This window comes from Arthrobacter sp. 24S4-2 (assembly GCF_005280255.1).
GTDB lineage: Bacteria > Actinomycetota > Actinomycetes > Actinomycetales > Micrococcaceae > Arthrobacter.
The window spans coordinates 5,529,229-5,551,014 of sequence record NZ_CP040018.1; the positions used below are offsets into that span (position 1 = coordinate 5,529,229).

A 21,786-nucleotide genomic window follows, 5' to 3' on the forward strand; every position below is an offset into this window, starting at 1 on the left:
GTGCTTTCCGGGCACCCGCGCCAAATCCTGACAGAATCCTGCGCTGAAGCTGCGCTGATGCTTGACTACCCCGCCGCGGTCAGGAATTCCTTGAGCAACGGGCCCGAGGTCGTGGCCCCCAGGCCACCTTCCTCGACGAACACGGCCACGGCCAGGTCGCCGTGAACGGCCACGATCCAGGCGTGCGTTTTCGGCGGATTTTCGTTGCCGAACTCCGCGGTACCCGTCTTCGCTCCGACAGGCTCCCCCGGAACGGAGGCCAGGAAACCGGCGTGGCCCGAGGTCACTACGGCACGCATCATGTCAGCCAAGGCGGCCGCTTCTGCGGCCGTGACGGGTTTTTCCGCCGCTTTCGCCGGCGCCGGAGCGCTGGAGGACGACGGCGCGGAGCCTCCGGCGGACGGGGTTCCTGACTCGGCCGGGGCTGCGGCACCATTGGCGTCCGCATTCAGCACCAGGGCGGGCGACACGGGGGAGCCCTTGGCCACAGATCCGGCCATCACGGCGGCAGCCAGCGGGGACAGGAGAACCTTGCCCTGGCCGATCATGGAGGCGGCGTGTTCAGTGCCTTCGGCTTCGCCCGGAACCGAGCCCAGGAAAGCGTCAGCTCCCAGCCCCGGCGCCTCAACGGCAACACCGAGCGACGTTGCTGCTGATTCGAGCTGGGCCTGGCTGACGGAATCACGGGCCGCGATGAAGGCAGTGTTGCAGGAGTGCGCAAACGCATCCCGCAGGGTGACGGACCCCAGCGAGCCCTCCGGATAGCCCTCTGCGTTCTTGAACGTCCGGCCGTCCACCGTAAGAGTGGGGGTGCACTCGACCTTCGAGTCCGGCGTCATGCCGTTGCGGATCATGGCAAGCGAGTCCACCATCTTGAACGTCGAGCCCGGGGCATACTGGCCCAGCATGGCCGTGTTGTAGCCGTTGCTGCCCGGTCCGGAAGCGGCGGCCAGAACCGCACCGCTGGAGGGACGCAGTGCCACGATGGCCGAGGCGGGTCCAACTTCTGCGAGAACGTCTTCCGCAAGCTGCTGCAGCTTTGGATCCAGGGTGGTTTTCACCGGGGTTCCCGGCTTGATCTCAACCTGGAACAGGGGCCGGCGGCCACTGTTGGGCAACGCCTGCTTCTCCTCGGCGGTGAGGCCTGCCTTTTCGGCAAAGACCTGGATTCCGTCGGTGCCGCGGAGCTGCGCGTCGTACTGCTGCTGAAGGCCGCCGGTGCCGGTGGTGTCCCCGGCCTTGAGTGTTCCGCCGGATTTTTCGATTTGCTCGGCATTCGCCTCGGCTGCGGTGCCCAGGAGGGCACGGGCGAAGGTGCGGGTGGGCGCCAGCGGCTGGTAGTCGGAGATGGACCTGGCGCCGGGAATCTCGGCGATCTGCGCGTCGGTGATGGTCCTGCCGTCCTGGCGCAGGGTGATGGCGGTGACGAACGCTTCGGGGCCGGCCGCCTGGACCTGCTGCGTGTAGGCGGCCGGGTCCACTCCGACCAGCTGGGCCAGTTTCGTGGCGGACGCCGCCGGATCGGCAGCAGCCAGCTTGGGCTTGTCGATTCCGACGTTGACTACCGGCCGGTAGGTGACCAGCTTGGCGTCAGCGGCGCCGAGGATTTCAGCCCGCTGCGGCGACTGTGTGGCCATGCCGAGGACTTCGCCGTCAGCCAATTCGGGTGCCAGCAGATCCGGCTTCCACATGGTCAGCCATTTGTCGCCGGACTTCTTCAGTTCGGCTGACACGGTGTATTTCCACTCCTCGGAGCCGACCTTCCAGCTGTAGTTCAGCGGGACCGTTGCGGTGTCCTTCTCGAGTTTCAACTCGCCGGCTTCAACTGCCGGCTTGGCAGGATCGAGCGCCTGGAACACCTCTTTCAGCTGCTCGTTGGCAGCCGCGGCGTCCTTGCCGTCAAAGGCAACGGAGCCCACGTCCAGCGCCGCCACGGCAGAAGCGAGCTGCTTCGCCGCGTCCTGCGCGCCGGCACGGCCGTCATCGCAGGCCACCACCGATCCGCCAATTATTAGTCCGACAAGTGCAAGCGAAAGTTTCTGAAAGTTCCCCACCGCGCCATTATGCCCGTTGACGCGGACAAACTTCTTGTCACAGGGTCATTGCCGGAGCCCGACCGCCCCGGCGGCCCCGGGCTCCGCCCACTCAGCCAGCGGTGACAGCTGTGGCGGTGGTCCTTCAGGCGGGGCGGATGATTCTGCGCTGCGCGGCGACCGAAATCGCGGCAGTGCGGTTGTCCACGCCGAGTTTCGTGTAGATGTGCACCAGGTGTGTCTTGACCGTGGCCTCGGAAATAAACAGTTGCCGGGCGATGGTGCGGTTCGGCAATCCGGTGGACAGCAGCTGCAGCAATTGGATTTCCCGCACCGAAAGGGCCGGTTCGGGATTCCGGATCCGGCCCATCAGCCTGGCCGCCACCTCGGGCGCCAGTGCCGTGTGGCCCGACGCCGCCATCAGGACCGCCTGGCGGATTTGCCCGGGCGGCGCATCCTTGAGCATGTACCCGCTGGCACCGGCTTCGACGGCGGTGAGGATATCGGCGTCGGAATCATAGGTGGTGAGGATCAGCACCGGCGGGGGCGGCGTTCCGGCCTCGCCCGCCTTGATTTTCTCGGTGGCCACGACACCGTCCATGCCCGAACCCATTTGCAGGTCCATGAGGACAACATCTACGGGCTCTCCCAGGGTGTTGAGCCTGGAGAGCTGGGCCAGTGCAGAGGCGCCGTCACCTGCTTCTGCGGCCACAGTAATGCCTTCGAAATCGCTCAGCATGGCGCGGAGCCCGGCCCGGACCACCGGGTGGTCGTCCACCAGCAGGATGCGGATTCCGGTCATTGCCGTTCTCCGCTCTTCGGTTCCCCGGCCGCCGCGCCAGGTTCCAGCAGCGGGAGCCGGATGGCCACCACCGTTCCCTCACCCGGCGCGGACTCGACGTCCAGTGTTCCGGCCAGCGCCGCCACCCGTTCCCGAAGGGACCGGAGGCCGTACCCGGAGCCGTCCGTCCGGGCGGAGGTTCCGCCGGCTTCCGCCGCCTCCGGCCGGAACCCGACGCCGTCGTCGTAAATGTCCATGGCCACTTCGGTACCCATAAAGGACAGGGTCACGACGGCGTTGCTTGCCTTCGCATGGACCCACACATTCGCAAGGCTCGCCTGCGCGGCGCGAAGGAGAGTGGTGGAGTACGGGTTCGGGAGCTCCACGGGTGTGCCTTCGAGGTCGAAGCGGCAACGAAGCCCCGCCCCGCGTGCCGCCGCCTCAGCCTCGGTCTTTTCGCAAAGCCTGCGAAGGCTGCCTGCCAGGGACATCTGCTCCAGCTCCGGGGATTGCAGGCCGCGGACAAAGTTGCGCGCCTCGGCAAGATTCGCGGACGCCGTTTTCTGCACTGTCCGGAGCCGATCGCGGGCGGCTGCCGTGTCGCCGCCGTCGAGCGCCTTCTCGGCCGCACGGCCCATCAGCACAATGCTGGAAAAACCTTGGGCAAGCGTGTCGTGTATTTCGCGCGCCAGCCGCGCCCGCTCAGTCAGGGTTCCGGCCGCGTGCTGGCTGCGGGCGAGTTCCCCGCGCGTCCGGCGCAGCTCCTCGGCCGCCAGCCTCTGGTTTTCCGCCTCAAGATACAGCGCGCGGTACGCAGGGCCCGTAATCACGGCGAAGGCTGCACCGAACACCGGCCCCAGCACCATGGGCAGCTCCAGCCCCGGACCGGCATTTCCACGGTTGTGGAACCAGAGAGCCACGACAACCAGCACGGTGGACACCGCAATCACTGGCAGCGCCACACGTCGCGGCAGCACGTGGAGCTGCAGGAAGAAGAGCGGAAAGGCCAGCCAGACGAAGTCCGCGCTGGCCCAGATGAGCACCAGCCACAGGAGTGAGACGGCACCCAGCCACCATCGTGCATAGGGTGCGGGGTCAAAGCGACTTGCGTCGGTGGAATGGCGCTTCTCCAGGACAGTGCCAACCAGGTAGACGGTGGCGAGCAGCAGCGCAAGTGCCAGAGCCGGCCAGCCCGACGGTACCGGACCGGACATCAGCACCCGTGCCATGGCCACAAGAAGCAGGGCAGCGAAGCCCACATGGAGGCTGAGCCTCAGGAGCCGCAGAATGATGGCGGAACCGCTGGATTCGCCGTGCATCAACAAGTTCCTCGCATCAATCCAGCGTATCCGCCGCGGCCTTCGTTCCTGGGCGAAAAGGAACGCCAAGGGCGGAAATCAACCTTTTGGTTGAGCCGCTGTTCCATCCCGCGTCTTCAATGGATCCACCTGGCTGCCGATGTGCGCTGCCCGGCGCGGCGGAAGAGTGGAAGGAAGACAACACCCGCCACGAAAGGAACCCCGTGTTTCTCGCCATTCGCGATCTCCGCTTTGCCAAAGGACGCTTTGCCCTGATGGCAGCTGTCGTCGCCCTAATCACCTTTCTTCTTGTGATGCTCTCGGGACTGACCGCCGGTCTCGGAAACCAGTCGACGTCGGCGGTCGCCGGACTGCCTGCCGATCAGCTCGTGTTCGGTGCCCCCGCAGGCACTCCAGCCAAAGCATCCTTCACAGAGTCAGAAGTAACCCGGGACCAGCTTGCCGCCTGGGCCGGCCGGGCCGGCGTTTCCGGAGTGGAGGCGCTTGGCATAAGCCAGGTCCGGGCGAAGGCCTCCGGCTCAGCCGGAGAGCCCGGCGGCACCGCAAACGTGGCAGTCTTTGGATCGGGCAACGGATTGTCCGCGGACCCGCCAGGCGGCCTTCTGCACGGTAAGCCGGCTGACGGCACTGTGGTGGTGGGCCGGGCCCTTGCCGGCGAACTGCATCTGAGCACCGGTAGCTCCCTCGTGGTGGGTGGAATCGAGTTGGCCGTTGCCGGCATCGTCCCGGACCAGTGGTATTCACATACCGGCGTCGTCTGGACGTCGCTGGATGACTGGCGTCAACTGGCCCGCGCAGGCAACAGTTCCCTCGGCACTGTGCTGGCCGTGACGTTCGACGCCGGTTCACAGGTTGATCTGGCAGCTGCCAACGCGGAGGCCGGGACAGTCAGTGCCACCCGGGAAGGTTCGTTTCAGGCCCTCGGTTCCTTCCGGAGCGAAAACGGGTCACTGATGCTGATGCAGGCGTTCCTGTACGGAATCTCGGCCCTCGTCATCGTTGCGTTCCTGACGGTGTGGACCGTGCAGCGGACCCGGGACATTGCCGTGATCAAGGCCATGGGAGGATCCCCGGGCTACGTGCTCCGCGATGCGCTGGTGCAGGCCGTCATCGTGCTGGCCGCCGGCACAGCCGCAGGTGGCGGACTAGGCCTGATCGGCGGATTCCTTGCGGCAAAGGCTGCCCCGTTCCTGATCACACCCGCCACCACGCTTGTGCCCGTTGCGGGTGTCCTGTTCCTGGGACTCGCGGGGGCAGCGCTGGCCGTTCGCGGTGTCACCCGGGTCGATCCCCTGCTTGCTCTCGGCGGCAACTAACTAATTCTCGGGAAAAACATTCCTCGAAAGGAATATTCATTGGACACCCTGCTCAACCTCTCCGACGTGACCCTCGAGTATCCGGACGGAGACGGCACGCTCAAGGCGCTGGACCGGGTCAGCCTTGACCTCGGCGCAGGCGAGTTCCTGGCCCTGGTGGGACCTTCGGGGTCCGGAAAGTCCTCCATGCTGGCGGTCTCTGCGGCACTCATCCGCCCCACTTCCGGCACGGTGACCATCAACGGCCAGCAGGCCACGGACCTGCGGGACGCTGAGCTGACAGCGCTGCGCCGGGAGAAGGTGGGCATCATTTTCCAGCAGCCCAACCTCTTGCCCTCCCTGACTGCGGTCGAACAGCTCCTCCTGGCCGACCACCTGCGCGGGAAGCCCCTGACTGCGGCCCGCAGGCGCGCGGACGGGCTTCTGGACGTGGTCGGACTGGGCCCGGTCCGGGACAAACGCCCGCATCAGCTGTCCGGGGGACAGCGTCAGCGCGTTAACATTGCCCGCGCCCTTATGGGCAGCCCTGCGGTCCTGCTCGTGGACGAACCGACGGCTGCCCTGGACCACGCGCGGAGCGGCGACATTGTCCGGCTGCTGCGCAAGGTTACTGACGAATTCCGGCTGGCCACGGTGATGGTCACGCACGACACGGAGTTCGTGCCGCTGACGGATGCCGTAGCCGTCATGCGGGATGGACGGATCTCCGCCCTTCAGCCTCCCAGCAGCGATCCTTCCCGGGCGTCGTCGTAGGCGTCCCTCGCGTCGAGAATGCTGGGCACGTTCGTCTCCGCCCACTCCCGGAGCACACTCAGCGGACCCAGCAGGGACTGCCCCAGCTCAGTCAGCTGGTAGTCGACCCGCGGCGGGACCTGAGCGAACACGGTCCTGGTGATCAAGCCGTCCCTCTCAAGGGTCCGCAGTGTCTGGGTCAGGACCTTGGGCGTTATCACGTTGACGCTCTGGCGCAGTTCAGAGAACCGCACGGGACCGTCGGCAAGAACCTGGACCACCAGCGAGGCCCACTTGTCGCCGATCCGCTGGAAAACAATCCGTGACGGACACTTCGGATCCATAATGTCGGCACCCCATGGCGTGGTATCCAATCGGTAACTCACTTCCTTCGCAGCTCTAGGTATCCTATAGATACTGTGAGTTTCAACGGTACCCAATACAAGGAGCGAGATGAGAATCGCAGTGTATGGCGCCACGGGCATGGTCGGCGGACAGATCGTCAAAGAGTCCCTGCGGCGGGGACACGAGGTAACTGCCATTTCCCGTACTGGCGCGGCAGTTCGGGGCGCCGTTGCCCGGAGCGCCGAACTGGCTGATGTGCGGACGTTCACACGGGTGGCTGAGGACCACGACGCCGTTGTGTTGGCGACGGTTCCCAGCCGCGCCGGCGGCGATCACGGCGAATGGCTGGGCGCAATGAGGGCGGCGTTCGGCAATGCCGCCGGCACCCGGCTGTTGGTGGTGGGCGGAGCCGGGTCTTTGGAAATCAACGGGGTTCGCCTTTGCGAATCCCCCAATTTCCCCGAACCTTACCGGCCAGAGGCCCGTACCATGGCCGCCGCCTACGATGAGATCAGGTCGGCCCCGGAGGCCCTCAACTGGACCATGCTGGCGCCGGCGCCCGTCATGCAGCCGGGACGGCGCACGGGGACCTACGTAACGGCGGACGATTCACCCGCCGGCCACTCCATCTCCACCGAGGACTTTGCCGTGGCGATGCTGGATGAGCTGGAGAAACCGGCCCACCCCCGCTCCAGGTTCACTGTGGCCAACACTGTTCCTGGCAACGATCGGCTCGACTAGCTTCAGTACGGGCTAACGGCTAAGACTGGGCACAGGAAGCCCGAATATGTCCTTCAAGGCATACCTCGCGGCGTGGTATCCGGGCATTCCGGTGACTCCTGGCCCCGGCGGGGTGGACGAGGAGCACAGGTACACACCCGCCACGGGCGTGCGCCACGGTACGGGGCTGACCACCGGACGCTGGATCAGGCCCCGGAGGTCCATAAGACCCGCAGCGAAGTCTCCGCCGACGTAGTTCTGGTTGTAGTCGGCCAGCCCGGCCGCCGTCGTCACCTGGACCTGGACCACCAGGTCCCGGAAGCCCGGCGCGAACCGCTCAAGCTGGGCCGTAACGGCTCCTGCCATGTCAACCGTCGAACCGGCCGGAACGTGGCAGTACGTCCAAAGGATATGGCGCCCGTCCGGAGCGCGGGAGGCATCAAACCGTGACGGCTGGGACACCAGGACGTAGGGCCTCTCGGGGTGCCGGCCGGAGGCCACCACGTTTTCCGCCTGGGCCATCTCCGCCCGGGTGCCCCCCACATGGACGGTCCCGGCATCAGCCAGTCCAGCGGCCTGCCAGGGAACCGGTTCCTGGAGGATGAAGTCCACCTTGCAGGCGGCGTTTCCGAACCGAAAGGACTCCAGCGAGCGGCGGTAGCCGGCGGGCAGCCTGTTACCGGTCAGCCTGAGCAGAGCCGGCGGCGCGATGTCCAGCAGGGTGGCCCTGGCTGGCGGCAACTCATCAAGCGAATCGATCCGCCGTCCTGTTTCGACGGTTCCGCCGTGTGCTTCGATATCTTCAACCATGGCACGGGCGATGGACGCGGACCCGCCCACCGGAATCGGCCAGCCCTGCGCGTGCGCCAGCATCCCAAGCATGAGCCCGGCACCCGCAGGTGCCAGCGACGGCAAACGGCCCACGGAGTGCGCTGCAGCACCGGTCAGCAGCGCCGGCGCCAGATCCTCCCGGAACCTCATTCCCCACGCCGGTGAGCCCTGCTCGAGCGTCCGCAGACCGAACAGGATGGCTGCAAGCGGGTCGTGCGGGATCCGCAGAAGCTGGTTGAGCGTGAAGTCGGCTATGCCGTTTACCCGGCGCACGAGGGGAGCCATCAGGCGGTGGTACGCCCCGCCGTCGCGTCCCAGCCCGGCGGCCGTCCGGTCCAGTGAGCGGTACGCCAGAGCGGCCCGGCCGCCGTCCAGGGGCGTCCCGAAGGAAAGCTCCGGCGTGACGAGGTCAATTCGCCGGGACAGTTCGAACGCCCGGAAGAACGGCGAAGCCAAGGCCATCGGATGCACCGCCGAACAAATATCGTGGAGATGGCCCGGCTGCATGAGTTCGGACGTCCGGAGGCCGCCGCCCGGAGTTTCTGCCGCTTCGTAGACGTGGACGCCAAGGCCGGCACGGGCCATCGTCACCGCGGCGGCAAGTCCGTTCGGTCCGGAGCCGACGACGGCGACGTCAGGCATCGCTGGCCGCGCGTCGGCGCCAGGGGAGGACCGAGGCTGCGGGTTCCGCCGGATTCAGCCGCAGCCAGTCGGGTGCTCCCTCGAACGGTCCGCCCTGGGGGTCGTCCATTGCGTGGCGGCGGATGACGTCGTAGCCCGGGTCCCAGATGTCCCACGCCACACGGACCATAAGGTAGCCGGTGGCAATCATGTGCAGGCCCACCGCCAGCACGTAGTACGGCATGTCGATGTTGTGCTGCGTCGGGCCGCCGCTGGTCACCTGCCCAAGGAACATCCAGACCGCCGCCCAATGGAGCCCTTCAATGCCCTGCCAAATGACGAAGTCCCGCCAGCGCGGACGGGCCAGGGCCAGAAGCGGGATGAGCCAGATGACGAACTGGGGTGAGTACACCTTGTTGGTCAGGATAAAGGCCGCCACGATCAGGAACGCCAGCTGGGCCAGCCGTGGGCGCCGCGGTGCAGTCAGCGCAAGCACGGCGATAAGCACGCAGCTGATGAGGAACAGGTTCAGGGCCAGGGTGTTGATCACTTCCGGGCCCAGCGGCAGCCACTCGAGCCGGCCGGCCACCAGGTTGTAGGCGAACCAGGGGGAGCTGTAGCCGGCGGGGCGGTCCTCCGTGAACTGGTAGAAGTATTTCCAGCCGGAGGGGTTCATGGCGGCGATGGGGAGGTTGACGGCGAGCCAGGCCGCGGCGGCTGCGGCTGCGGTGACCAGCAGGGGACGGATCTTCCCGGTACGAAGCGCCAGCAGGAGGATCGCACCAAAAACCAGGACCGGGTACAGCTTGGTGGCCGTGCCCAAACCGATGAGGATACCGGCCAGCACCAGCCGTTCGCGCGAGAAGAAGTACATCCCGACGGCGAGCAACCCAACGGCCCACATGTCCCAGTTGATCACTCCGGCGAGGACGATTCCCGGTGCCACAGCCACCATGGCCGCGTCCCACGGCCGGCGCCGGCTCATGCGCGCGGTGGCCAGGACCGTAACGATCCAGACGGCGGCGATCAGTGTGGCGTTGACGTCGAAGTAGCCGAGGATGCGCTCATCGGTGGCTCCCTGACCCGGGACCAACAACGCTGTCAGGCCCGCGATGATGCCCATCAGGACCGGATACTCGAAGAAACTTCCTTCGCTGAAGAAAGGGAAAGTGCCGTCGCCGAGCCCGCGGTTCCGGAAGAGCTCCGGGAAATCCGAGTAGCAGGTGGAATAGAACTGGCCCGGTGACTCCCAGCCGTTTGCACGGCAGTAGTTCTTGACCATGATGCTGGCCAGGGCAGCCAGCACCGTGAGGATGACAAGCACGCGTTCAACCGTGAAAATCCCGGGTGAGACGATGCCCGGTGCGGCCCGGCGCCCCATTGGCCCGCCGATCAGCTCCGTGAAGTTCCTGAGCAGGAGATCACTTCGGCTCGGGATAACCAGGCGCGTCCGTTTTCGGTGCGCCTGCGGCATTGTCTCCTGCATTCCTCGAGCTTACCGTCGCTCTTGCGCCATCAGTCGCCGCCGGGGCGGGACGGTGTATCGTCAAATGTGTGCGCCGTGTGGACATTCCCACGATGGCCCCTTCCGCTCTTCCGTTCAGGAGCAGACTCGAGGTCGGTCTGTTCGTTGCAGCCATCAGGCCTCAGGGGGCATCCCGTTGTGAATCAGCTTTCCCGTGTCCGCGACCGGCAGCATCCGCGGCAGGCTAGGTCGGCGGAGCACTCAAGCCGCCTTTTGTGGGCTGGCCGCTGGACGGCACCGGCGGGCATCGGACTGCTTGCGTTCGCGGTGGCATTTATCGGTTCGTGGATTCCGTCTTTCTGGGACGACGAAATCGCCACCATTTCCGCAGCGGGACGGTCACCGGCCGAGCTCCTGGAACTGCTGCGGTCAGTGGATGCCGTCCATGGCCTCTACTACTTCTTCATGCATGCGTGGACGTCTGTCTTCGGGTTCTCCGAAGTGGCCATGCGCACGCCGTCGGCACTGGCGGTGGGGCTCGCGTGTGCCGGGACCGTGCTCATCGGACGAAAGCTCGGTTCCGAATCAATCGGCATTGCCTCCGGCCTGGTCCTCGCCTTGCTTCCCCGCATGGTGTGGGCGGGGACCGAGGCCCGCCAGTCCGCCTTCACGGCGCTGCTGGCCGTACTGCTGACCCTGCTGCTCGTCAGGGCTTGGCAATCCAATCGCCCCATCGACTGGGTGCTCTACGGCATCTGCGCCGTTGTGGGCGTCTGCATGTTCATGTTCTTTGTTCTGGCCATCGTCTCCCATGCGGTGGCAGCCCTCATTCTTCGCAGAAGGCCCCTCGCCGTGCTCATCACGTGCGCGGCCGCCGGGGCGGCCGTCTTGCCGTTCCTGCTCTTTGCCATGACGCAAAAGGCCCAGGTCGAGTGGATCCAGAACCGGTCCCTGGTCGAAAACCTGGCGATCGCCGCCGTCAAACAGTTCTTCTACGGGGACGACCGCCCCACCGGCAACCTTCCCCCGCAGTGGATTCTCGGCTTTGTGCTGATCCTGGGAGTATCCCAGGTGGCCCTCGTCGCGTGGGGGCTGTGGTCTGTGCGCCGTGCCTCCACCTACCGACCGCTGGTGGTCCTCGGCCTTGCGGGGGTGGCTCTTCCCATGGCTGGCCTCCTCCTGGTGAGTGTGGTTGCGCAGCCCGTCTATGTTGCCCGCTATCTGACGTTCACTGCCCCGTTGTTTGCGCTTCTGGTGGGCCTGGGCCTGGACCGGCTCCGCACGGGCCGCAAGTGGATCCTGCCTCTGGCTGCCACACTGGTTGTCCTTGGCAGCCTCGTTCCCCAGCTCACGATCAAGAGCGTGGTGAACGAACCGGCAGACACCGAGCGGCGGATTGCTGCCCTCATTGCGTACGAAACAACGAAGCCGTCCGCGGCCGTCTACGCCTACCCTGAGCTGGCCGATATGGCGATTGCCTATCCGGAAGACTTCCGTCTCATCACGAACCTCTCCCTCGCCGAAAGTCCGGCGGATTCCGGCACTCTCTGGGGAAGGAATGCCCCGGTCACCGCTGAACGGCTGAGGGGTCGGGGAGACGTCTGGTTCGTCGGAGCCGGCGGGGGAGCGCCCAACGATCTGTCCGCATTCGAGTCAGCCGGATGCCAGCAGACGCGAAACCTGTCCTTCCGGCGGATGGCCCTGATTTCGTACACCTGCCCCTAAGGGATGGCTTCCGAAAGGGAGCAACGCCGGCAAACAAAAAGCCCACGCGACGCCGCGTGGGCTTTTTGTGCATGGATATGAGTCGCCGCCAACAGGTCCTCCTGGTTATTCCGATCCCGGCTGCAGCGCGGGACGTTCAGAAACGAAGGTCCCGCCTCAGCGCATGACGCCCATCTGGTGCAGGACGACGTATACGTCTTCGCGCTTCTGATCGAGCAGCTGGCCGTCGAACAGTACCTTCTCCTTCAGGGCGGGCTGCCAGCCCAGGCGCAGGACGCTCCGGAGTAGTTTCATCATGGTTACCTCCTTCTTGGGTGTGTTTCGCCGGTGTCGCACCCGGCGGTCGCTGACGGCGGACTCGCCGGCCTTAGGAGTGGTGCGGCGGGTGGTGCTTGCAGTGGTGCTCACGCTGGGTCCTTTGGTGGTTTTGAATCTGCCCCGAATTGGGCATGACAATTAAGGCCCACTAATTGTTTGAATTAATGGCTTGAATTAGGACATGGGAATGCCCGGTGAATTTGCCCAGGCAAAAAAGCCCGAAGCAATTAACGGATTTCGCTAAGCGAAAAGTGGCCCCTGAATGCAGTTACGCGGCAATCCCCAACAAGAAGCTGGGTTCCGAACTATGGGGGTGTGGTGCGTACCAGAAAGGGGCCCGCATGGACGGTCGCCTGCCGGACGGCTTCCTGGTCGGGAAGCCGTTTCACCGGTACTCCGGCCCGGAGGGTCGGAGTCAGGGGATCAGGAGGCGGTCAGTCCGGAAAGTGGGCGCGATTCAGCCGCAGAGGCCGGGGACGCGGTGATGGTCATCTTCCATCCGCTAGTCAAAGTAATCATTTTCCCAACCTCCTTTTCTGTTTTGCCGCTGCTTCAGTTGACTAACTGGACAATTGCCCAGCTGAACAGCGCGCGCCGGTGACTCTGGCAAGACGCACTGGAGTCAGGAATAAAATTACACTACGTTCAGGCCTTCTGCCTACTGAATTGAGAATATTCTCTGAAGTATTTGATAAATCGTCTTTATAGTCCCCAGCGGACCACTGCGGGAGTCTTCTTATCCCATCCCAGGGTGCAGACCTTCGCGGTCCCCAGGATGAAATGCCGGCCGTCGTGCGCGTCCAGTCCAAGCCACCGTGCGGTGAGGATCCTGGAGAAGTGTCCGTGGGCCACAATGAGGACGTTGTCCAGCCCGGATTCCAGCACCCTGGCCACGATTTTGTCCGCCCGCGCGGCCACTTCTTCAAGGGCTTCGCCGTTGGGCACGCCGTGCGTCCAGATCAGGTACTCCGGGTTGTCCTTGCGGATCAGGTCGGAGCTGATCCCTTCGTAGTCGCCGTAGTTCCATTCCACTGCGAGGGGTTCCTGCTCGGCGTCGGGAAATCCTGCCAGCTCCGCCGTCCGGCGTGCACGCCGCAGCGGTGAGGTCAGCACCAGGTCGAAGTCGACGGCGTCGAGCACCTTGCGTGCCTCCACGGCCTGCTGTTCGCCCTCCACCGTCAGGGGAAGGTCAGTGAGACCGGTGTACTGGCCGCTCTTTGACCATTCCGTCTCGCCGTGCCGCAGGATCCAGAGCTGGGGGCGGGCGGTGCTGCTGGGTGAAATCACTTAAGGCTCCTCGGTAGTGGAAAGTTCGACGCCGGCGGCCGGCTCGTGGTGGGCGGCCTCGGGCTGTTCCGCCCACCACTGTCGCAGCTTTGCCTCTGCGACGTCCGGGTCGAGCGGGCCGTGCTCCATGCGCTGGTCCAGGAGGAACTTGTACGCCCTGCCCACCACGGGCCCCGGTTCCAGGCCGAGCATGGCCATGATCTGGCCGCCGTCGAGGTCGGGCCGGACGGCCTCCAGGGACTCCTGTTCGCGCAGCGCGGCGATGCGGGCCTCAAGATCGTCATAGGCAAAGGACAGCCGGTCTGCCTTGCGCTGGTTGCGCGTGGTCACGTCGGAGCGGGTCAGCCGGTGGAGGCGTTCCAGCAGCGGACCGGCGTCCGTTACATAGCGCCGCACTGCGGAGTCGCTCCAGCCGGCGTCGCCGTAGCCGTAAAAGCGCATATGCAGCTCCACGAGCCGCGCCACCGCCTTGATGGTGTCGTTATCGAAGCGGAGGGCCTTCATGCGTTTCTTGGTGAGCTTGCTGCCCACGAGGTCGTGGTGGCGGAAGCTGACCGAGCCGCCCGGCTCAAAACGGCGCGTAGCCGGCTTCCCGACGTCGTGCATCAGTGCCGCGAACCGCAGGACGAAATCGGGGCCGGGCGCGGCACCGTCGGGACCCGTCTCAAGGGAGGCGGCCTGCTCCAGCACCTGGAGGGAATGCTGGTAGACGTCCTTGTGCCGATGGTGTTCGTCTGCTTCAAGGCGGAGTGCGGACACTTCCGGCAGGACGAACTCAGCCAAACCGGTGTCCACCAGCAGGTCTATGCCCACGCGGGGATAGGCCCCGCAGATGAGCTTCACGAGTTCCTCGCGGATGCGCTCGGCGGAAATGATGTTTATCCGCTCCGCCATGCTGGACATGGCCAGCCGCACGTCATCGCGGACTGCAACGCCCAGCTGGGACGCGAAGCGCGCCGCCCGCATCATCCGCAGGGGGTCATCGGAAAAGGATGTCTCGGGGGCGCCGGGCGTTGTGAGCACCGAGGCGTGCAGGTCTCGGACGCCGCCAAACGGGTCCACCAGCTCCAAAGAGGGCAGGCGAAGGGCCATGGCGTTGATGGTGAAGTCGCGGCGAAGGAGGTCATCGGTCAGCGACGAGCCGAAAGCGACCACGGGCTTGCGCGACTCCGGGTCGTACGCCTCGGCGCGGTAGGTGGTGATCTCGATCTGGAAGCCGGACTTCTTCATGCCGATCGTCCCGAAAGCCCGTCCGATCTCCCAGAAGTTGTCCGCCCATTTGCGGATCAGGGCAACGGTCTGGTCCGGCGTCGCGTCCGTGGTGAAGTCCAGGTCGGGGGAGAGCCTGCCCAGGAAAAGGTCCCGCACCGGGCCGCCCACCAGTGAGAGTTCATGGCCCGCGTCGACGAAGCGTTGACCGAGCTCCAGGACCACGGGGTCCACCTGGAAATCGACGGTGTGGGAGTCGGACTTTTGATGTGCGTGCGCCATAGTTACTTAAGCTTGTCAGAAAACCACGCCAACAAGCACCAATGGTGGCCCCCGAACCAAGCCGTTACGCCGCCGGATCCGGAATTTGCGTCATATGCAGTCCACTTTCCTGTCATGTTCCGGTCATCACCAAGGGGCAAGAGTCGTTAGAGTGGACTTCATGGCCCATCCCGTACCGAGTGCTCCAGGCAGGAGGACAAACCCACCGTTGCCGTCGGCAATCGGTGCCCATGTCGCGCCCGCCCAGCACCCGGGGCCGGCCTCCCTGCCCACCGTCGAGGAAATCTCCGCCGGCGGCGTTGTTGTCGACACGTCCGACGGCGAACTCCGGGTTGCGATCATTGCCCGCCTTAACCGCGGGGGACGCCTGGAATGGTGCCTGCCGAAGGGCCACCCGGAGGGCAAGGAAAAGAACGAGGAAGCGGCCGTCCGCGAGATCGCCGAAGAAACCGGCATCAGCGGCAACATCCTGGCGCCGCTGGGCAGCATCGACTACTGGTTCACCGTCAGCGGCCACCGTGTCCACAAGACCGTCCACCACTACCTGCTCCGGGCCACGGGCGGGGAACTGACCATCGAAAACGATCCTGACCAGGAAGCCGTGGATGTCGCCTGGGTCCCCATCCAGGAACTTGCCCGCAAACTGTCCTTTCCGAATGAGCGCCGCATCGCCGACCTCGCCAGAGAAGTCCTGCCGGAACACCTCTGAGGTCCTGTGACTGATCCCGTGAAGCGCCGCCCGCGTGCGTAACCGCGCACCTTTGAGACGATGAAGGCCATGTCAGCAGCCAACCCAGCTTCCCCCGACCCCGGCTCCGCCGAGTCCAAGACCGGATCCAGGACTGTCCAGCAAGGAGAGGCACGTTCCAGCGCCATCATGGCCGCCGGAACCCTGGTCTCCCGCTTCCTTGGCTTCGGCAAGACGTGGATGCTGGGCGCGGCCCTTGGTCTGGGATCCACGGTCAATGACACATTCATCAATGCCAACAACCTGCCCAACCTGATCTTCCTGCTGGTGGCCGGCGGGGTGTTCAACGCTGTCCTGGTGCCCCAGATCATCAAGGCCAGCAAGGCCCCGGACCGCGGAGCGGACTACATCAGCCGCCTGCTTACGCTGGCGGTCCTTGTGCTCGTCAGCCTGACGCTGCTCGTCACGCTCCTGGCGCCGTGGGTCATTGAGCTGACCACCCAGGGGTATTCGCCCGAACAGAAATCGCTGGCGGTTTCCTTCGCGTTCTGGTGCCTGCCCCAGATATTCTTCTACGGCCTCTACGCCCTGCTGACGCAGGTGCTGAACGCCAACGGGGCGTTCGGCCCGGCCATGTGGGCGCCCATCATGAACAACATCGTGGCCATTGCGGGCCTGGGAATGTTCATCTTTATCCTGGGCGCCAACGTCACGAATCCGCATACGCTGGACAGCTGGGGTCCGTTCCAGACCTTCCTGGTGGCCGGGTTCTCCACCGTCGGCGTGGTGGCCCAGACCGCCATCCTGCTGGTTCCGGTGTTCCGGCTCCGGCTGGGCCTTCGCCCGAGGTTCGGCTGGCGCGGGGTGGGCCTGGGGCAGGCCGCAAAGCTGAGCATCTGGACGCTGCTCACGGCCGCCGTCGGGCAGCTCGCCTTCCTTTACGTCATGCGCATTGCCACCATTCCGGGTGCGGAACGGCTTCGCCTCGAGCATGCGGGAGACCTCGCCGCCGCTGCCACCCTGCCGGGCAACGCCGTGCTGGAAGTGGCCAGTCAGCTGTACCTGCTGCCGCACTCCATCATTGCCCTGTCCCTCGCCACGGTCCTGTTCAACCGCATGACCCGGGCCGTCCAGGACGGTAACCGGGGCGAGCTGCGGGACGCGCTGTCACACGGCCTGAGGACCATGGCGGTGGCCACCGTTTTCGGGGCACTGGCGCTGTTCGCCCTGGCCGGGCCGCTGGGCATGTTCTTCTCGGGCGGAAAAGTGCAGGACGGCGTAATGCTGGCCCAGACGCTCACCATCCTCGCGCTAAGCACCCCCTTCATGAGCGCCAACTTCATGATGTCCCGGGTCTTCTATGCCAACGAGGACGCCCGGACGCCGTTCTACATCCAGCTGGTGCTGGCCCTCGTCAACGTGGTGTCAGCGTTCTGCATCCAGTTCCTGCCCTTCGACCGGATCATTTTCGCCATTGCCATCCTGTACACGGGCGGAAACATCCTGTCCGTCATCGTCAGCGCCCACTTCCTCCGCCGCCTGCTGGGCCACCTGGACGGCCCCCGCATCGCCAACTCCTACATCCGGATGGGCTACGCGGCGCTTGGGTCAGCCGTGGCCGGCGCCGGTGCGCTGTGGCTGATGGGCAGCTACAGTGCCGACGGTTTTGCCTGGAGGGGCAGGATCGAGGCCCTGGTGACCATCGTCGTCGTCGGGCCCGTGATGCTCGTGGCGTACCTCTTCCTGCTGAAGCTGTTCCACGTCACGGAACTTCGGGACCTGCTGCAGCCGTTGCTCGGCCGCCTGGGCCGCCGGTCCGTGCCCGCCGGGACGCCGGCAGGATCCGCCGCGGGAACCCCGGCGGGCACCGTCAGGGAGCGGACGACGCCGGAACGCGCCACTGTCTCGGTGGACACCGGCCTGATCCCCCGGATCTCCGGTGAGTTCGACGCCGCGTCGTTCCGTGCCGGTCCGCAGGTTGAAGAACCGGCGGCGGACCACAGCGCGCCACGGCCCACTTCTCCTGACGGGTACCTCGCGGCCGAGGAAGTCCCCAACACAGCGCGGGGGAGCTTTGTGCGCGAAGAGATCCCGCTTCCGGGGCGCCGGACCTACCAGGGAACGGCCGGCCGCAACCCATACTTCAGCAGGCGGTCAGAAAGCCGGCGGAGGAAGAAAAGGTGACAGTGCGCGGATTCCACAGCGCCTGTCTCACACGGCGGACATGCAGCATCGGCTAGGATCAGAAGCTAACTAGGGTAGTTACAGACCAGAAATTAACCGGCTAACCGGCGTATCCGCTTTGGCATGATCGAGGCGGGCGATTCACCGGACAGTCTAGGAGGAACCCGTGTCCCACCCGATCGATGTTGGATCAGTGCTCGGCGGCCGCTACAAGGTCACCGCCACCGTATTGACCTCACACGACCATGATCTGGTGCTGGATGGCGTTGACCAGGTCCTCAACCGCCCGGTGAGCATCCTCGTGGCCGGCCCCGACAACGCAGAACAGGTAGCCCAAAGCGCGCGCGAGGTTGCCACCGGAGAGCGGCCCGGGAATGTGCAGATCCTGGATCTCGGCGTCAGCGATTCCACCACCTACCTGATTACCAACCACACATCCGCGGCCGACCTCCTTGACCTTGTGGTTGCCTCCAACCCGCCCTACGTAGAGCCGTTCTTCACGGACACCCTGGGCAGCGAGATTTTCGGCCAGGCCCGGTCCCACGAGCCTGAGACCTATGACGGCCTGTACGACGAAGAAGAGGTCGACGCCGGTTACATCAACTACGGCAACAACCAGTCGGCCGGGCAGAACCGCAGGCAGGCTTCACCGCCGGTAGTTCCACCCGTGGTTCCTGCGCGCGACGCACCGGTGCGCCCGTCGTCCGCGCCGTCGGTTGGCACTGCTAGGTCCGGAGCCGCGGCCGCTGGGGCAGCCGGGGCTGCGGGGGTGGCTGCCGGAGCAGCGGCCGCCAAGGCCGACAGTGGGCCCTCCACCGCACCGCAGGCCACAACACCGCAGGCAAGCGCACCGCAGGCCACGGCACCGCAGCAGGCCGTTCCGCTGCCCAGCGGCCAGGGAAAAACGGAGCAGCGCGCCGCCGTCGAGCCTCACGGCGGCGAGCGGAACACCGAGTCCCACAGTGGGGCCTGGGCTCCGGAGGCTCCAAAAGTGTCCCTGTGGGCTGAGGATGACTATGACTACCCGGACGAGGAGGCACCCTCCACCGGTCCCGCACGGACGGCCCGCGAACGGATGGCGGGCACCTTCCCGGCTTTCGCCCGGAACAGCCGTGACGACGAAACGGACGAGTACTACGACGACGAACCCCCGGAGCGGGAGCCCCGGTCCATGCGTTGGCTGGTCGGAGGCATTCTTGCCGCCGTGCTGGTGGTGGGCCTCATCTTCGCCGTCTCCAACCTGGGAAGCCTGTTCAAGAGCGAGCCCCAGAGCAACCAAGCTCCCGGCACCAGCAGCGCCTCCCAGCCCCAGGCAACAGGGACGGCTACACCGAGCCCGAGTTCGGCCCCCGCCGCGGGCCCGCCGGCCATCGAGGGCGTTACCCGCCTGGGCAACTTCGATTTTGCCGCAACGTACGATGGCGATCTTTCAAAGACGTTCGACGGCAACGGTGCAAGCTACTGGTCGGACATGGAGTTTGCCACGGACAACTGGGGCGGCCTGGCTCCGGACGTCCCGCTTGTGGTCAAGCTGAAGAGTCCCTCGAAGGTCTCTTCCATCACGCTCAGCCAGTTGGGCGGCTCCGGCGGCAGCATCAGCGTTTTCACCAACGACCGTCCATCAATGGATGGCGCCAAGCAGGTCGGAACCAACAGCTTCACCTCCCCGGACCTCACCATGCCGCTACCTGAGCCCGTGACGGCTCAGTACGTGATTGTCTCCATCAAGAACCTTCCCAAGCTGGCAGCTCCGAAGACCCGCTTCGGTTACGGTCTCCGTCTCGCCGAGGTCAAGGTTCAGTAGCGCGCGCAGCCCATTAGCGTAGCCCGGAGTCCAGTAACACGGCGACTCTCCGAGCATCAAGACGGTACCCTGAGTGGTGGCGTCTTGTTGTGCTATCCCATCCCCGGAATATTCAGCACAAACAAAGAGTTGTGCCATGTGGCCGGCCAGCAAAGGCAGGCGCATCGACAAAGGAAGAGGTTCACCGTTCAGTGAGCAACGCAGAAAACACCGCGTCCCAGGTACGTGATGTCATCATCGTCGGCTCCGGCCCTGCAGGCTACACCGCTGCAGTCTATACGGCACGAGCCAACCTGAAGCCGCTGCTCCTTGCCGGTTCCGTCACCGCCGGTGGGGAACTGATGAACACCACCGATGTGGAAAACTACCCCGGATTCCCCGAAGGCATCATGGGACCGGACCTCATGGAAAACTTCGAAAAGCAGGCCGCACGATTCGGCACGGAGATCCAGTTCGAGGACGTCACAGCCCTGGACCTCGACGGCGACATCAAGACGGTCACCATCGCAACGGGGGAGACGTTTCAGGCGCGCTCCATCATCCTGTCCACCGGTTCGGCCTACCGCGAGCTCGGTCTTCCGAACGAGAAGCGCCTGTCAGGCCACGGCGTGAGCTGGTGCGCAACCTGCGACGGTTTCTTTTTCAAGGACCAGGACATTGCCGTTATCGGCGGTGGCGACTCGGCCATGGAGGAGGCACTGTTCCTCACCAAGTTCGCTAAGACAGTAACCGTTGTACACCGCCGGGATACCCTCAAGGCGTCCAAGATCATGGGTGACCGCGCCCAGGCGCACGAGAAGATCAATTTCGTCTGGAACACGGCCGTCGAAGATGTTCTTGGCGGAGACAAAGTCACCGGGCTGAAGCTGAAGAATCTCGTGGACGGCACCGAGTCCGAGCTCGCCGTCACGGGCGTGTTCGTGGCCATCGGTAACGATCCACGAACTGACCTCATCAAGGACAAGCTGGACCTTACGGCAGAGGGAACCATCGCCGTCGAGGGCCGCAGTTCCAGGACCAGTGCCAGGGGCGTCTTCGCCGCGGGCGACGTCGTGGATCCCACGTACCGCCAGGCGATCACCGCCTCCGGTTCGGGCTGTGTTGCAGCCATCGATGTAGAGCACTACCTCGCAGACTTCCACGCCTAATCAGCGCACTATTGATCCGAAGGGAAACATCAAGGTAATGAGCAACGCAAAAGACGTAACGGACGCAAGTTTCAGCACGGATGTACTGTCGGCCGACAAGCCGGTCATCGTGGACTTCTGGGCCGAATGGTGCGGTCCCTGCCGCAAGCTCGGTCCTATTCTGGACGAGATCTCGGTTGAGTACAGTGAGAAGGTGAATGTGGTCAAGGTGAACGTTGACGACAACCCCGCCATCGCAGCCGAGTACGGCATCACGTCCATTCCTGCCGTATACCTCTTCCAGGGTGGCGAGGTGAAGAGCACCGTCATCGGCGCCAAGCCGAAGCAGTTCTTCGAGAAGGAATTCGCTGACGTCCTGTCCTAGCATTCGACCGGCCTGGGGCGGACTTCCCGACTCGAGTGAGTTTTGAACTACGCTTGCTGAACTAATGCGGGCGTCTTCGCAAGGAGCGGTGGCCATCACTTACTCAAGTGGTGGCCACCGCTTTCTTGTCGCCGCACCGGACTATCCCGACGCTCGTCTTACCCGCACCGATTGTTGTGTCCGGAGTTCTTGTTGTGTCCGCAGCTTTGCGGTGGAGCCGACCCGTGTCTGTTGGCCGTGGTCGTTCCTCGGCGCCGCTGGATCTGCAGCTGCAGAACCCTCCCGGGGGAGGGTCGGGGTTTTGATGTGGCGTTCCATTGTCAGCGATACGTCATAATGCCGAGATAGCGGCATCACAGCTCGATCGTGATGCATCCCCAACCGTTATTAGTTGTTCACCGTTCTAGCCTTCCGCAGGAGCCGCTGAGAAGAAGCAGCTGTCTGGCCCTTACCAGGAGTAGGGCTACATCGGCCAAAATCGCGATGCTAGTCCCTTTCTGATTTTGGGCAGTCCGTCGGCACTGGTTCACCGGAGTTGAATCCCGTCGCACCTTGTCCCGACCGGAGACGCATTTCGCCTGGCTCCTTAGGGTCTGGACGCTCGGGAGTGGCCT

At 64.9% G+C, this 21,786-nt stretch carries 18 protein-coding genes; 9 read left to right on the forward strand and 9 right to left on the reverse strand.

The annotated features are described in order from the left end of the window. Positions 1-65: 65 nt before the first annotated feature. From FCN77_RS25625 to FCN77_RS25635, 3 genes are all read right to left on the reverse strand, one after another. The gene (locus tag FCN77_RS25625) at positions 66-2,054 is read right to left on the reverse strand and encodes a penicillin-binding transpeptidase domain-containing protein (RefSeq protein ID WP_137324544.1); all 1,989 of its coding nucleotides are present in this window, start codon (positions 2,052-2,054) and stop codon (positions 66-68) included. 124 nt (positions 2,055-2,178) lie between these two features. Beyond that, positions 2,179-2,835, reverse strand: a complete 657-nt coding sequence (locus tag FCN77_RS25630) for a response regulator transcription factor (RefSeq protein WP_137324545.1) — start codon at positions 2,833-2,835, stop codon at positions 2,179-2,181. Continuing rightward, the gene (locus FCN77_RS25635) at positions 2,832-4,133 is read right to left on the reverse strand and encodes a sensor histidine kinase (RefSeq protein ID WP_137324546.1); all 1,302 of its coding nucleotides are present in this window, start codon (positions 4,131-4,133) and stop codon (positions 2,832-2,834) included. Before FCN77_RS25635 ends, FCN77_RS25630 begins: the two co-directional genes overlap by 4 nt. 203 nt (positions 4,134-4,336) lie before the next feature. On the opposite strand from FCN77_RS25635, the gene FCN77_RS25640 reads away from it, so the two are divergent. After that, positions 4,337-5,449, forward strand: coding sequence for an ABC transporter permease (locus FCN77_RS25640; protein ID WP_137324547.1), 1,113 nt, complete (start codon positions 4,337-4,339; stop codon positions 5,447-5,449). 39 nt (positions 5,450-5,488) lie between these two features. After that, entirely contained in the window at positions 5,489-6,202 is a 714-nt protein-coding gene (locus FCN77_RS25645; RefSeq protein ID WP_137324548.1) for an ABC transporter ATP-binding protein, read from the forward strand. Here FCN77_RS25645 and FCN77_RS25650 read toward each other — a convergent pair. Further along, the gene (locus tag FCN77_RS25650; RefSeq protein WP_137324975.1) at positions 6,163-6,525 is read right to left on the reverse strand and encodes a helix-turn-helix domain-containing protein; all 363 of its coding nucleotides are present in this window, start codon (positions 6,523-6,525) and stop codon (positions 6,163-6,165) included. The genes FCN77_RS25645 and FCN77_RS25650 overlap by 40 nt on opposite strands. 109 nt (positions 6,526-6,634) lie before the next feature. On the opposite strand from FCN77_RS25650, the gene FCN77_RS25655 reads away from it, so the two are divergent. Next, complete coding sequence (locus FCN77_RS25655; protein ID WP_137324549.1) at positions 6,635-7,267, forward strand: NAD(P)-dependent oxidoreductase; 633 nt, start codon at positions 6,635-6,637, stop codon at positions 7,265-7,267. A gap of 12 nt (positions 7,268-7,279) precedes the next feature. Here the strand turns inward: FCN77_RS25655 and FCN77_RS25660 are convergent, their stop codons facing one another. Both FCN77_RS25660 and FCN77_RS25665 read right to left on the reverse strand, forming a co-directional pair. Next, positions 7,280-8,719, reverse strand: coding sequence for an NAD(P)/FAD-dependent oxidoreductase (locus tag FCN77_RS25660; protein WP_137324550.1), 1,440 nt, complete (start codon positions 8,717-8,719; stop codon positions 7,280-7,282). After that, the gene (locus FCN77_RS25665) at positions 8,712-10,184 is read right to left on the reverse strand and encodes a glycosyltransferase family 87 protein (RefSeq protein ID WP_137324551.1); all 1,473 of its coding nucleotides are present in this window, start codon (positions 10,182-10,184) and stop codon (positions 8,712-8,714) included. Before FCN77_RS25665 ends, FCN77_RS25660 begins: the two co-directional genes overlap by 8 nt. 252 nt (positions 10,185-10,436) lie before the next feature. On the opposite strand from FCN77_RS25665, the gene FCN77_RS25670 reads away from it, so the two are divergent. Then, positions 10,437-11,888 carry a glycosyltransferase family 39 protein gene (locus FCN77_RS25670; protein ID WP_217496201.1) on the forward strand — a complete coding sequence of 484 codons (1,452 nt, stop codon included), beginning with the start codon at positions 10,437-10,439 and terminating at the stop codon, positions 11,886-11,888. A 156-nt stretch (positions 11,889-12,044) separates the two neighbouring features. Here FCN77_RS25670 and FCN77_RS25675 read toward each other — a convergent pair whose 3' ends face one another. From FCN77_RS25675 to FCN77_RS25685, 3 genes are all read right to left on the reverse strand, one after another. Next, positions 12,045-12,296, reverse strand: a complete 252-nt coding sequence (locus tag FCN77_RS25675; RefSeq protein WP_137324553.1) for a hypothetical protein — start codon at positions 12,294-12,296, stop codon at positions 12,045-12,047. A 612-nt stretch (positions 12,297-12,908) separates the two neighbouring features. After that, positions 12,909-13,493, reverse strand: a complete 585-nt coding sequence (locus tag FCN77_RS25680) for a histidine phosphatase family protein (protein ID WP_137324554.1) — start codon at positions 13,491-13,493, stop codon at positions 12,909-12,911. Beyond that, entirely contained in the window at positions 13,494-14,984 is a 1,491-nt protein-coding gene (locus tag FCN77_RS25685) for a CCA tRNA nucleotidyltransferase (protein WP_137324555.1), read from the reverse strand. A 208-nt stretch (positions 14,985-15,192) separates the two neighbouring features. Here FCN77_RS25685 and FCN77_RS25690 point away from each other — a divergent pair, with 208 nt between their 5' ends. From FCN77_RS25690 to trxA, 5 genes are all read left to right on the forward strand, one after another. Next, positions 15,193-15,693: an NUDIX hydrolase gene (locus tag FCN77_RS25690; protein WP_028271870.1), complete on the forward strand. Its 501-nt coding sequence runs from the start codon at positions 15,193-15,195 to the stop codon at positions 15,691-15,693. A gap of 69 nt (positions 15,694-15,762) precedes the next feature. Then, positions 15,763-17,856 carry a murein biosynthesis integral membrane protein MurJ gene (gene murJ / locus FCN77_RS25695; RefSeq protein ID WP_254678764.1) on the forward strand — a complete coding sequence of 698 codons (2,094 nt, stop codon included), beginning with the start codon at positions 15,763-15,765 and terminating at the stop codon, positions 17,854-17,856. 166 nt (positions 17,857-18,022) lie between these two features. Beyond that, complete coding sequence (locus FCN77_RS26160; protein WP_175417399.1) at positions 18,023-19,660, forward strand: ABC transporter substrate-binding protein; 1,638 nt, start codon at positions 18,023-18,025, stop codon at positions 19,658-19,660. 191 nt (positions 19,661-19,851) lie between these two features. Next, the gene (gene trxB, locus FCN77_RS25715) at positions 19,852-20,808 is read left to right on the forward strand and encodes a thioredoxin-disulfide reductase (protein ID WP_137324560.1); all 957 of its coding nucleotides are present in this window, start codon (positions 19,852-19,854) and stop codon (positions 20,806-20,808) included. A gap of 37 nt (positions 20,809-20,845) precedes the next feature. Continuing rightward, positions 20,846-21,172 (forward strand): thioredoxin, encoded by a 327-nt coding sequence (trxA, locus tag FCN77_RS25720; RefSeq protein ID WP_137324561.1) that lies wholly within the window; start codon positions 20,846-20,848, stop codon positions 21,170-21,172. Positions 21,173-21,786 lie beyond the last annotated feature (614 nt).

Bases quoted from the DNA above. Each gene is read 5' to 3' on its own strand.
- FCN77_RS25630 (WP_137324545.1), bottom strand. From the start codon at position 2,835: ATGACCGGAATCCGCATCCTGCTGGTGGACGACCACCCGGTGGTCCGG.
- FCN77_RS25635 (WP_137324546.1), bottom strand. From the start codon at position 4,133: ATGCACGGCGAATCCAGCGGTTCCGCCATCATTCTGCGGCTCCTGAGG.
- FCN77_RS25650 (WP_137324975.1), bottom strand. From the start codon at position 6,525: ATGGATCCGAAGTGTCCGTCACGGATTGTTTTCCAGCGGATCGGCGAC.
- FCN77_RS25655 (WP_137324549.1), top strand. From the start codon at position 6,635: ATGAGAATCGCAGTGTATGGCGCCACGGGCATGGTCGGCGGACAGATC.
- FCN77_RS25660 (WP_137324550.1), bottom strand. From the start codon at position 8,719: ATGCCTGACGTCGCCGTCGTCGGCTCCGGACCGAACGGACTTGCCGCC.
- FCN77_RS25665 (WP_137324551.1), bottom strand. From the start codon at position 10,184: ATGCAGGAGACAATGCCGCAGGCGCACCGAAAACGGACGCGCCTGGTT.
- FCN77_RS25685 (WP_137324555.1), bottom strand. From the start codon at position 14,984: ATGGCGCACGCACATCAAAAGTCCGACTCCCACACCGTCGATTTCCAG.
- murJ (WP_254678764.1), top strand. From the start codon at position 15,763: ATGTCAGCAGCCAACCCAGCTTCCCCCGACCCCGGCTCCGCCGAGTCC.
- trxA (WP_137324561.1), top strand. From the start codon at position 20,846: ATGAGCAACGCAAAAGACGTAACGGACGCAAGTTTCAGCACGGATGTA.